The 11330-nt window shown below is 71.9% G+C and carries 9 protein-coding genes; 3 read left to right on the top strand and 6 right to left on the bottom strand.

The window, feature by feature from the left end; genetic code table 11:
• Positions 1–33 precede the first annotated feature (33 nt).
• Positions 34–2064: a thioredoxin domain-containing protein gene (locus ACJ9NR_RS25045; protein ID WP_412493167.1), complete on the bottom strand. Its 2031-nt coding sequence runs from the start codon at positions 2062–2064 to the stop codon at positions 34–36.
• Between the two features lie 205 nt (positions 2065–2269).
• On the opposite strand from ACJ9NR_RS25045, the gene ACJ9NR_RS25040 reads away from it, so the two are divergent.
• A complete protein-coding gene (locus ACJ9NR_RS25040) occupies positions 2270–5470 on the top strand; it encodes a tetratricopeptide repeat protein (RefSeq protein WP_412493166.1) in 3201 nt (1066 codons plus the stop codon).
• Between the two features lie 32 nt (positions 5471–5502).
• Here ACJ9NR_RS25040 and ACJ9NR_RS25035 read toward each other — a convergent pair whose 3' ends face one another.
• Positions 5503–5754 carry a hypothetical protein gene (locus ACJ9NR_RS25035; protein ID WP_412493165.1) on the bottom strand — a complete coding sequence of 84 codons (252 nt, stop codon included), beginning with the start codon at positions 5752–5754 and terminating at the stop codon, positions 5503–5505.
• The gene (gene mca, locus ACJ9NR_RS25030; protein WP_412493516.1) at positions 5747–6607 is read right to left on the bottom strand and encodes a mycothiol conjugate amidase Mca; all 861 of its coding nucleotides are present in this window, start codon (positions 6605–6607) and stop codon (positions 5747–5749) included. The genes ACJ9NR_RS25035 and mca overlap by 8 nt, the downstream gene beginning before the upstream one ends.
• Positions 6608–6797: 190 nt before the next feature.
• On the opposite strand from mca, the gene ACJ9NR_RS25025 reads away from it, so the two are divergent.
• Both ACJ9NR_RS25025 and greA read left to right on the top strand, forming a co-directional pair.
• Positions 6798–7196, top strand: a complete 399-nt coding sequence (locus tag ACJ9NR_RS25025; protein ID WP_412493164.1) for a DUF4307 domain-containing protein — start codon at positions 6798–6800, stop codon at positions 7194–7196.
• A gap of 178 nt (positions 7197–7374) precedes the next feature.
• Positions 7375–7875 (top strand): transcription elongation factor GreA, encoded by a 501-nt coding sequence (gene greA / locus ACJ9NR_RS25020; RefSeq protein ID WP_217209203.1) that lies wholly within the window; start codon positions 7375–7377, stop codon positions 7873–7875.
• Between the two features lie 82 nt (positions 7876–7957).
• Here greA and ACJ9NR_RS25015 read toward each other — a convergent pair whose 3' ends face one another.
• From ACJ9NR_RS25015 to ilvA, 3 genes are all read right to left on the bottom strand, one after another.
• Entirely contained in the window at positions 7958–8815 is an 858-nt protein-coding gene (locus ACJ9NR_RS25015) for an ABC transporter permease (protein WP_412493163.1), read from the bottom strand.
• On the bottom strand, positions 8812–9825 hold the full coding sequence (locus ACJ9NR_RS25010; RefSeq protein WP_412493162.1) for an ATP-binding cassette domain-containing protein: 1014 nt from the start codon (positions 9823–9825) through the stop codon (positions 8812–8814). Before ACJ9NR_RS25010 ends, ACJ9NR_RS25015 begins: the two co-directional genes overlap by 4 nt.
• A 201-nt stretch (positions 9826–10026) precedes the next feature.
• Positions 10027–11256, bottom strand: a complete 1230-nt coding sequence (gene ilvA / locus ACJ9NR_RS25005) for a threonine ammonia-lyase (protein WP_412493161.1) — start codon at positions 11254–11256, stop codon at positions 10027–10029.
• Between the last annotated feature and the right edge of the window lie 74 nt (positions 11257–11330).

Genomic DNA, 11330 nt, shown 5'->3' with positions numbered 1-11330 from the left:
GGTTACGTGAACTCCGCTTCGTTTACGACCGTTTCAGCCGTTCAACGCGGTGTGCAGCCGTTCCGCATCGGTGGTCGGCGCGTCGCAGGTGAAGTTACGGCAGACGTACGCCGTGGCTGCGCCGCCGACGAGGGGCCGGCCGGCGAGCAAGGGGAACTCGTCACTCCCCGCGACCCCCACGGCGACCACGGCACCCGGCGCGCGGCCGAGCAGCGCCGTGCGCCGCAGGGCCAGCGTCGCCTCGTCGTCCGGGGCGGGCCCGACGACCGCCACCTCCTTGGGGCCGTCGAGCAGCGCCTCGGCGACCGCCAGGCCCCAGCCGACGAAGCGGGGCACCCGCGGGCCGAGGGCCGTGACGACACCGAGCGCCTTCTCCGCGGCGTCGCGGTGGGGCTGCGAACCCGTGTGCGCGGCATAGCCGAGCAGCGCGCCCGCGGCGGCGGACCAGCCGGACGGGGTGGCGTTGTCGGTGGGGTCCTGCGGCCGGCGGATCAGCTTCTCGGCGTCCGCGGCGGTGTCGTAGAGGCTGCCGTCGTCCTCGTCGACGAAGCGGGCGAGGACGTGGTCGAGCAGGAGGCCCGCGAACTCCAGCCAGACGCCCTCGCCGGTGACGGAGGCGAGTGCGAGGAAGCCCTCGGCGACGTCGGCGTAGTCCTCGAGGACGCCCGCGTTGGCGCCGGCCCGGCCGTCCTTGCTGGTGCGGGTGAGGCGGGCCCGCTCGTCCAGGTGCAGCCGGACCAGGAGATCGGCGGCGCCGGCCGCGGCCTCGACCAGGTCGGGGCGGTCGAAGTAGGCGCCGGTCTCGGCGAGCGCGGCGATCGCCAGGCCGTTCCAGGCGGCGACCACCTTGTCGTCGCGGCCCGGGGCGGGGCGCCCGGCGCGGGCCCGCAGCAGCCGGTCCTTGATGCCGTCGACCTTCTGCGCGTCGAACACGCCCTCGTGCTGCGGGAGCTGCAGTACGGAGGAGCCGTGCTCGAAGGTGCCGTCCTCGGTGACCTCGAAGTAGCGGGCGGCGAGTTCGGCGTCCTGCTCACCGAGCACCTCGGTGAGCTGCCGCGGGGTCCACACGTAGTACGCGCCCTCGACGTGCCGGCCCGTCCCGTCGTCGCTGTCGGCGTCCAGCGCGGAGGCGAACCCGCCCTGCTCGGTGCGGAGTTCGCGGACCATGAAGTCGGCGGTCTCCAGCGCCACGCGGCGGGCGAGCCCGGAGCCCGTGACCCGCCACAGGTGGGCGTAGGCACGGCACAGCAGGGCGTTGTCGTAGAGCATCTTCTCGAAGTGCGGCACGACCCAGCCGCGGTCCACGGAGTAGCGGGCGAAGCCGCCGCCGAGCTGGTCGTAGATGCCGCCGCGGGCCATCCGTTCGCAGGTGTCCGCGGCCATCTGCAGGGCGCCTTCGGAACGGGTCCGGGCGTGGTGGCGCAGCAGGAACTCGATCACCATGGACGGCGGGAACTTGGGCGCGCCGCCGAACCCGCCGCGCTGCGGGTCGTACTCGCGGGTGAGGCCGAGCAGCGCCTGCGCGAGCTCCTCCTCGCCCGGGACCCGTGCGTCGCCGTAGGAGATCTCGCGCCCGGCGAGGTCCTTGACGATCTTCCCGGCCACCTCGGCGACCTCGCCCCGCCGGTCGGACCACGCCGCCCGCACGCCCTCCAGCACCTGCCGGAAGGAGGGCATGCCGTGGCGCGGGGCGGGCGGGAAGTAGGTGCCGAAGTAGAACGGCTCCGCGTCCGGGGTGAGGAACACGGTCATGGGCCAGCCGCCCTGGCCGGTGGCCGCCTGGACGGCCTCCATGTACACCGCGTCGACGTCGGGGCGCTCCTCGCGGTCGACCTTGACGCTGACGAAGTGTTCGTTCAGGAAGTCGGCGGTGGCCGGGTCCTCGAAGGACTCGTGAGCCATGACGTGACACCAGTGACAGCTCGAGTATCCGACGCTCAGCAGGACGGGCTTGTTCGCCTCGCGGGCCTCGTCGAATGCCTCGGCCGACCAGGGCCACCAGTCGACCGGGTTGCCGGCGTGCTGGAGGAGGTACGGGGACGTCTCATGGGCCAGTCGGTTCACCGTTCCACTCTCCCACGGGCCCGGGCACCGCGGAGAAACGCGTGCCGACCGGGCGCGCCCCCCTCGGGACGCGGTACTCGCACAGGTCCTGACGGCGGCGGACCGCGCGCCCGCCCCGCCCCCATTGATCGTCGCCCTCTCGCGCTCGGCCCCGACTCCAAGGACACTCGTGGTCAAAGGAGTTGCCGCCGGAGGGGGACGTGACATGCGGGACGGTCATCGGGCGGATGCCGAGCGGCTGCTGGCGCGGGCCGTGGAGGAGGAGGTACGACGCTCCGGCGGACGCACCGACGCGGCGGTGTTGCTGTCGCGTTCGCGCGGCGCGCTCGACGCGATGGCGCAGACGGCCACCGAGGAGTACGAGGCCTACACACGCGCACTCGACGAGGCGGAGGCCGGCCGGCTCACCTTCGCCCAGAGATACGCCCGGGAGGGGTCCGGAACCCCCCTGCTGGTGGCGGCCGTCGCCGCCCTCGCGGCCGCGGCGGCCGACCTGGCTCTCGGCACCGGCACCGGCACGGCCCTCGGCGCGGGCGCGACCGTGGGCGTGGCGGGCGCGGCGGCGACCGTGGTCAAGGTGGCCGGCTCGCATCTGCCCGCCGCGCACCACCGGGCCGGCGCCGCCAGCCAGCCGGGCGGGCCGGAGCAGCTGCGGCTGCAGTGGCTGACCGCCCTGGAGGTGCGCGGCATCCGCCCCTTCCTCGACCAGCAGCGCGTCCTCGCCGCCTCCACCGGCCCGAAGAAGACCGGGCCGAAGCTGCGCGGCACGGACAAGAGCGCGGCGGCCCGCGGGCGCAGCGTGCTGGCGCAGTCCTTCGGCCAGCTCCCGGAGCCGGCGGGCGCGTTCGCGGGCCGGCGGCAGGAGATGGCGCGGATCCGGCAGTGGGTGCAGGCGGCCCGCGCGAGCACGGAGACCCGTCCGACGGTCGTGGTGCTGCACGGACCGCCCGGCAGTGGCCGTACGACCCTGGCCGTGCGCGCCACCCACGACCTGAGGGACCACTTCCGCGGCGCCTGCGTCGTGGACCTGCGCGGCGGCAACCCGGAGGAACCACCGCTGTCCACCCGGGACGCCCTGCTGCACCTGCTGAACCGGCTCGGCGCGCCCCGCGAACAGCTGCTGTTCCGCGAGCGCTCCTCCCCCGACCAGCAGGTCAAGCGCCTGGGCGAGCTGTACCACCAGCACCTGACCGGCCTGCCGGTGACGATCGTCCTGGACGACGCCTCGGACCCCGAACAGATCCGCGCACTCCTGCCCGAGCGGTCCGACAGCCTGGTCCTGATCACCACGCGCGAACCCCTCGCGCTCCCCTCCGACCTCCAGGCCCACGTCCACCAACTCCCCGTCCGGGCACTGGAGGCGGCGGGCGCGGAGGAGCTGCTCAAGGCGGCGGCGCAGGACAGTTCCGGCCCCTACGACGCCGATTCGGCCGACCGGATCAGGGAGCTGTGCGGCGGGCTGCCGCTGGCCCTGTCCGTCGCCGGCTCCTCGCTCGGGCCGCGTTCGCCCCGCCGGCTCGCCACCGACCTCGGGGTCTACGGCCCCGTGGAGCCGATCGAGCGCGCGCTGTGGCTGCGCTACACCGACCAGCCGCAGACGGCCCGCCGGCTGCTGCGCCGGCTGGCCCTCGCCGGCCGCGCCTCCCTCGGTGCCGCGGCGGCCGCCTCCCTGCTGGCGACGGACGAGGCGGAGGCGGCCCGTCATCTGACGGCGCTCTCCCGGGCGGGCCTGCTCGACCATGTGCGCGGCAGCCGCTACCGCCTCCACGACCTGGTCCGCGTCTTCGCCCACGCCCGTCTCCTGGACGAGGAGGAGCCGGCGGAGCGCACGGCCGCGCAGGAACGCCTGATCGTGAACTACGCCGACCTGGCCGACTCGGTGCTGCGCCTGGTCGACGGCAACATGTCGACCCGCTCCGACCGCTTCGGCCCGCACGGCTTCACCTCGCTGGACGAGGCACTGCGCTGGCTCGACGACGAGTCGAGCTTCATCACCTCCACGCTGCGGCACGCCGAGGGCGTGAACCAGGCGGCGGTGCTGAACCTGCTCGGCGCACTGTGCGACTACTGCCTGCTGCGCGGTGACCTCTACCGCCTGGGCGAGATCAGCGAGCTCGCCCAGGCCGTCGACCAAGGCCTGCTGGTCCGCTCGGTGCAGTGGCGCACGGGCATCGCGGCCCGGCAGCTGGGCGAGCTGGACAAGGCGCGCACGACGCTGGCCTCGGTCGTCGATCTCTACCGGGAGGCCCATCACGACGCGGGCGCCGCCCGCGCCCTGTGCTCCCTCGGCATCACCCTGCACCACCAGGGCAACCTCACCGAGGCGGCGGGCAGGCTCCGCGAGGCACTGGACCTCCAGGCCGCCCCCGAGCTGGCGACCGACCGCGCCTGGACGATGCACGCCCTGGCCGCGGTGGAGCGCGACCGCGGCCGGGTCGCGGAGGCACTGCGGCTGCTCACCGAGTCCCTGGTGCTGCACCACGACGGCGAGTCCGTGCACGGCGAGGCCTGGGCCCACTACCAGCTCGGCCAGCTCTCCCTGCGCATGGGCGACGTCCCGCGCGCGGAGTCGGAGCTGAACGCCGCCCTCGCCCGGTACGGCCGCACCCGTGACGCCCGCGGCGAGGCATGGGCCCTCACCCAGCTCGCCCGCGCCCGGCTCGTCGCCGGTGACGCCTCCCCGGCGGTCGACGGGCTGCGCCAGGCGGCCTCCCGCCACCGCGACAACGAGGACGCGCGCGGCGAGGCATGGACGGTCTACTACCTCGGCCAGGCCCTGGAGGAGACGGGCGACCTCGACCGCGCGGTCCGCGAGCTGGAGCGCTCGCGCACGATGTTCTCCCGGATGCGTGACGTCTACGGCCTGGCCTGCGCCCGCCACCACTCGGCCCGGGTCACCCGCGACCAGCGGGCCGCCCAGACGGGCTCACTGCGCAACTCCGGCTTCGCCCGTCAGCTCCTGGTCGACGCCCGGGCGGACTTCCAGCGCATCGGCGTGGCCCACGGCGAGGCGTGGACCTGCCTGGAACTGGCGGTGGTGGACGGGGGCAACGCCCGCACCCCGCAGGCGCTGGCGCTGTGCGACGAGGCCGTGGCCCTGTTCACGTCCTACGGCGACCGGCGCGGCGAGGACTGGGCCCGTTTCCTGCGCTGCACCCTGCTGCCCTACGCGGCACCCGGCGGCGTGGAGATCGGCACGGCCGTCGCCCAGGAGGAACTGGCCCAGCTCTCCCGCTCTGCCCATCCCCTGCGGGACGGGAAGCTCGACGACTACCTGGCGGCCTACCAGCTGCTGCTCGAGCGCGGGGTGAGCCTGGACGACGGCTGGCAGGGATGGCGCCTGGGCATGGTGCCCAGCCGGCACGCGCGCGAAGTGATGGGGGTGGCGGTACCGGCCGGTCGCTGACCGCCGGCCACCCCCCGCACGCACGGGGGACGTCAGCCCCGGCGGGCCTCGGGATCGGCGGAGGTCTCCGAGGACCGTCCGGCGTCCCGGTCGGCCGGCTCCTTGAAGTCGACCCTGCTCATGTGCCGGTTCATGGACTTCATCAGTGCCCATACCGCCAGGGCCATCGCCGCGAAGACGATGAAGCCGAGGACGCCGGGGGTGACCTTGTTCTCGTCCACCTCCTTGGCGAGGGGGACGAGGTGCGTCATTGCCAGGCTCACGCTTGCGCTCATGTCAGCCATTGTCGCGGATCCCCGCGAAGAGGTCGTCCTCGGGGAGGGAGCTGTCGACGAGGGACTTCGCGAGCTCGTACTCCTCCGTCGGCCAGACCTCCTTCTGGATCTCCATCGGAACCTTGAACCAGCCGCCGTCGGGGTCGATCTGCGTGGCGTGCGCGATCAGCGCCTTGTCCCGGATCTGGAAGAAGTCGGCGCACGGAATGTGCGTGGTCAGCGTGCGCTCGGCGCGCTCGGACTCCTTCCAGCGCTTGAGCCAGTCCTCGTACGGCGACTCCAGGCCCCGCTCGAGCAGCGCGTGGTGCAGGGCCTCGGTGCGCGGACGGTTGAAGCCCTGGTTGTAGTAGAGCTTCAGCGGCTGGTAGGCCGGGCCGTACTCGGCCTCCGGGTACTTCTCGGCGTCCGCCGCGCCCTCGAAGGCCACCATCGAGATCTTGTGGGTCATGATGTGGTCCGGGTGCGGGTAGCCGCCGTTCTCGTCGTAGGTGGTGATCACCTGCGGGCGGAAGGCGCGGATCTGCTTCACCAGCTCACCGGCCGCCTTGTCGACGTCCTGCAGGGCGAAGCACCCCTCGGGCAGCGGGGGCAGCGGGTCGCCCTCGGGCAGGCCCGAGTCGACGAAGCCGAGCCACTCCTGCCTGACGCCGAGGATCTCCCGCGCCTCGTCCATCTCCTTCTTGCGCACCTCGTGGATGTGCTCCTCGATGTACGAGTCGCCCTGCAGCTTCGGGTTGAGGATGGAACCGCGCTCCCCGCCGGTGCAGGTCACGACCAGCACGTCCACCCCCTCGGACACGTACTTCGCCATGGTGGCCGCGCCCTTGCTCGACTCGTCGTCGGGGTGGGCGTGGACGGCCATCAGTCGCAGCTGGTCAGTCAAGACTCAATCCTCGTGGTCGGCGCCCCCGGTGTTCTCGGGTGCGATGCAACAGGTGTCGTCCGGGAGGGACGTCGTTGAGGGGCGGTGGTCGGGCGGCGGGCGGGGGGCTTCTATAGTGACCGAACCGGGGGACGAAAAATTCCGGGGCCCGGTTTCCGAGGGGACGATCATGAGCACGGCGCACGCACAGCTGCCCGAGGGCCGCTACGGCCGCTCCTCGGACGAGCGCGCCGACCGCAGGCTCAAGGCCGTCGGCGCCGTTCTCGCCGCGGCACTGCTCGCCCTGGTGGGCTATTTCGCCTACCACTACGTCGGGCAGAACAGGATCAGCGCCCAGGTGATCACCTTCGACGCGCAGAAGAACGCGGTGAACGTGCATCTGGAGGTCCACAAGGACGCCGGCACCAGCGGCTACTGCACCCTGCGCTCCCAGGCGGCGGACGGCGCCGAGGTGGGCCGGGCCGACTTCCACTTCGACGGCCGTGCCACGCGCATCGACAAGGTCGTCACGCTCCGTACGACGTCCAGGGGCACCACGGCGGAGCTCCTCGGCTGCCACGCCAGCTGACGCCGACTCTCCCTGGCCGGAATGCGTAGGCCCTGACCTGCGTTGACGTATGTCTGATGGCTTATGTCCTCCCCCTTGCGGCACGGAATTGTTAGGCTCGTGGTTTCGCCCTTCCGTGAAGGAACATTCTTCTGGGTAGGGCGATGCTTTGTATTCCCAGTACCTACGAGGAGCACCTGTGACCCAGACCAGCGAGAACGTCACCTGGCTGACCCAGGAGGCGTACAACCAGCTCAAGGCCGAGCTGGAGTACCTGTCTGGTCCTGCGCGCACGGAGATCGCCGCCAAGATCGCGGCCGCGCGCGAGGAGGGCGACCTGCGTGAGAACGGCGGGTACCACGCGGCCAAGGAAGAGCAGGGCAAGCAGGAGCTCCGTGTGCGCCAGCTGACCCAGCTCCTGGAGAACGCCAAGGTCGGCGAGGCTCCGGCGTCCGCGGACGGCGCGGTGGCGCCCGGCATGGTCGTCACGATCGCCTTCGATGGCGACGAGGACGACACCATGACCTTCCTGCTCGCCTCGCGCGAATACGCGAGTTCGGACATCGAGACGTACTCCCCGCAGTCCCCGCTCGGCTCCGGCGTGATCGGCCACAAGGTCGGCGAGGACGCGGAGTACGAGCTGCCCAACGGCAAGACGGCTTCCGTGAGGATCCTCAAGGCCGAGCCCTACAACGGCTGACCCCGGCCCGCCGGCCGGGCCGGCACTGCCTCGACGAAGCCCCCGGTGTCCCGCTGACGCCGGGGGCTTCGTCGTGTCCCGGTCAGGCCGTCGCCGAGCGGTACTTCCGCACCGACAGCGTCCTGAATATGACGATGATCAGAGCCGAGTAGATCAGTGAGGCCCACACCGGATGCACCATGGGCCAGGCGTCCGAGGGCGACTGGCCCGGGTTCCCGAACAGCACGCGGCAGGCCTGGACCGTGGCACTGAAGGGGTTCCACTCGGCGATGTGCCGCAGCCACGGGGTCATGTGGCTGGTGTCCACGAACGCGTTCGAGATGAACGTCACCGGGAACAGCCAGATCAGTCCGCTGGACGTGGCCGCCTCGGGAGTGCGCACGGACATGCCGATCAGGGCGCCGATCCAGGTGAAGGCGTAGCCGAGCAGGAGCAGCAGGCCGAACGCGCCGAGCACCTTCCCGGCGTTCGTGTCGCCGTCCGACCCCACGCGCCAGCCGACCAGCAGGGCCACCAGGGCGAGGACGACCAGGGTCAGCGCCGTCTGCACCGAGTCGGCGAGCGTGCGCCCGGTGAGCACCGCGCCACGGGCCATGGGCAGGGACCGGAAGCGGTCGATGAGGCCCTTGTGCATGTCGTCGGCGATGCCCGCGCCGGAGCTGGCGGTGGCGAAGGTGACGGTCTGCGCGAAGATCCCCGCCATCAGGAAGTTCTTGTAGTCGGTGGCGCTGGTGCTGCCGCCGATCTGCATGGAACCGCCGAAGACGTAGGTGAACAGCACCACGAACATGATCGGCTGGATCAGGCCGTAAATAATCATTTCGGGAATACGGGACATGCGGATAAGATTCCGCTTCGCGACGACCATCGAGTCGCGGAAAGACTGGCTGACGGGGTTCCCGGTCGGTGCGACCCGCACGGCGTCCGTGACGGCGCTCACTTGGCTGCCTCCTTCTTCTGCCGGCGGTCCTTGGCCGCCGCCTTCCCGGATGCGCCGTCCGCCTCGTCCGCCTCGGCCACGTGGCCGGTCAGGGAGAGGAACACGTCGTCGAGGGTCGGGCGGCGCAGCCCGATGTCGTCTATCTCGATGCCGCGGACGTCCAGCTCCCGGATGACCTCGGCCAGCAGCTTGGCGCCGCCGGTGACGGGGACGGTGAGCCTGCGGGTGTGCTCCTCGACGGTGAGCTCCCCCTTGCCGAAGCCGGTCAGGACCTCGCCGGCGGTGGCGATGTGCTCGCGCTCGTGCACCACGACCTCGACACGCTCGCCGCCGGTGCGGGCCTTGAGCTGGTCGGAGGTGCCGCGGGCGATGACATGGCCGTGGTCGACGACCACGATGTCGTGCGCGAGGTGGTCGGCCTCCTCCAGGTACTGCGTGGTCAGCAGCAGGGTGGTGCCGCCGGAGACGAGCCGCTTGATGACGTCCCACAGCAGCTGGCGGTTGCGCGGGTCGAGGCCGGTCGTCGGCTCGTCCATGAACATCACCGGTGGCGAGACCACCAGGGCGGCGGCCAGGTCGAGCCGGCGGCGCATGCCTCCGGAGTAGGTCTTCGCGGGGCGGTCGGCGGCGTCCGCGAGGTCGAACTGCTCCAGCAGCTCGGCGGCCCTGGTCTTCGCGGCCCTGGCCCTCATCTGGTAGAGCCGACCGACCATCTGGAGGTTCTCGCGGCCGGTCAGGTATTCGTCGACCGCGGCGAACTGGCCGGACAGGCCGATGGAGCGCCGCACCTCGTTGGGGTGCTTCAGCACGTCGAGGCCGGCCACGACCGCCCTGCCGCTGTCGGGCCGCAGCAGCGTGGTCAGGCAGCGGACCGCCGTCGTCTTGCCCGCGCCGTTCGGCCCGAGCAGGCCCAGGACGGTGCCCTCGGGGACATCGAGGTCGACGCCGTCCAGAGCCCTTACGTCACCGAAGGTCTTGACCAGGCCTTCGGCATAGATGGCGCCTGGCATGTGAGTCTCCACGTCGTCGGGGATTCTTCGAGAAGCCTAGATTTGTACGTTTCGCTCCGCCTGATGGATGGCGGACGGGCGGTTGCGAGACACACTAACGCGATGTATCGCGTCTCTCAACGGATTTAACCGATCGAGTGACGAACAGCCCCTGAGCTGCGCGTTCGGCTCGAGCGCCGCCGGTCGACGGCGCCCGCCGCCTCAGTCGACGACCGTGTAGCCCGCCTCGCGCAGGGCCCGGCCGACTTCGAGGCAGTGCTCCGGCCCCTTCGTCTCCAGGTGCAGCTCGACCTCCGCCTCCGTGAGCCCGAGCCGTGGATCGGTCCGTACGTGACTCACATCGAGGACGTTAGCGTCCACCACTGACAACGCCCCGAGAAGCGTGGCGAGCGCTCCCGGCCGGTCCGTGAGCCGCAGCCGTACGGCCAGGTAGCGGCCCTGCGCCGCCATGCCGTGCCGCAGAACGCGCTGCATCAGCAGCGGGTCGACGTTCCCGCCCGACAGCACCGCGACCACCGGCCCCTCGAAGGCCCCCGGCTCGCTCTGCAGCGCGGCGACCGGGCTCGCGCCGGCCGGTTCGACGACCAGCTTGGCCCTCTCCAGGCACAGCAGCAGAGCGGCGGACAGCGCGTCCTCGGAGACCGTGCGGACCTCGTCCATCAGCTCGCGGATGATGGCGAACGGGACGTCGCCGGGCCGGCCGACCCGGATGCCGTCGGCCATGGTCGTCGGGTGCTCGATCGACACCGGGTGCCCGGCCGCGATCGAGGGCGGATACGCGGCCGAGCCCTCCGCCTGCACGCCCACGATCCGCACGTCCGGCCTGAGCGCCTTCACCGCGACCGCGATACCGGCCGCGAGACCTCCCCCGCCGACGCCGACCACGATCGTGCGCACCTCCGGGCACTGTTCCAGGATCTCCAGCCCGACCGTGCCCTGGCCCGCGATGATGTCCGGGTGGTCGAAGGGGTGGATGAACACCGCGCCCGTCTCGGCCGCGTACGCCTGCGCGGCGGCCAGGGTCTCGTCGACCACCTGCCCGTGCAGGCGCACCTCGGCGCCGTACTCCCGGGTGGCGCTGATCTTCGGCAGCGGGGCGCCCTTCGGCATGAACACCGTCGCCCGCACACCGAGCAGCGAGGACGCCAGGGCGACGCCCTGGGCGTGGTTGCCCGCGCTCGCCGCCACCACTCCGGCGGCGCGCTCCTCGGGCAGCAGCCCGGCGATCCGCACGTAGCCGCCGCGCAGCTTGAACGAGCCCGTACGCTGCAGGTTCTCGCACTTGAAGTGCACCGGCGCGCCGACCAGCCGGGACAGGTACCTGCTGCCCTCCATGGCCGTCACCCGCGCCACGCCCGAGAGCATCTTCTGCGCTCCCCGCACGTCGTCGAGGGTCACGGGCCGCAGGGAGTGGGCCGTGCTGTAGCTCATGGCTCAAGCATCGCAGTTCACAGGCGCACGGGCCCCGTGTGACCAACGTCCGAGACTGGTTTGCGCAGCGCCGG

This window comes from Streptomyces sediminimaris (assembly GCF_047049295.1).
Taxonomy (GTDB): domain Bacteria; phylum Actinomycetota; class Actinomycetes; order Streptomycetales; family Streptomycetaceae; genus Streptomyces; species Streptomyces sediminimaris.
This window is presented reverse-complemented; position numbering and strand designations above follow the sequence as displayed.

What these genes read in the sequence shown, in the direction of transcription:
- mca (WP_412493516.1), bottom strand. Translation starts at nt 6,607, where the DNA reads ATGGCCGTCCACGCCCACCCCGACGACGAGTCGAGCAAGGGCGCGGCC.
- ACJ9NR_RS25025 (WP_412493164.1), top strand. Translation starts at nt 6,798, where the DNA reads ATGAGCACGGCGCACGCACAGCTGCCCGAGGGCCGCTACGGCCGCTCC.
- ACJ9NR_RS25035 (WP_412493165.1), bottom strand. Translation starts at nt 5,754, where the DNA reads ATGGCTGACATGAGCGCAAGCGTGAGCCTGGCAATGACGCACCTCGTC.
- ACJ9NR_RS25040 (WP_412493166.1), top strand. Translation starts at nt 2,270, where the DNA reads ATGCGGGACGGTCATCGGGCGGATGCCGAGCGGCTGCTGGCGCGGGCC.
- ilvA (WP_412493161.1), bottom strand. Translation starts at nt 11,256, where the DNA reads ATGAGCTACAGCACGGCCCACTCCCTGCGGCCCGTGACCCTCGACGAC.
- ACJ9NR_RS25010 (WP_412493162.1), bottom strand. Translation starts at nt 9,825, where the DNA reads ATGCCAGGCGCCATCTATGCCGAAGGCCTGGTCAAGACCTTCGGTGAC.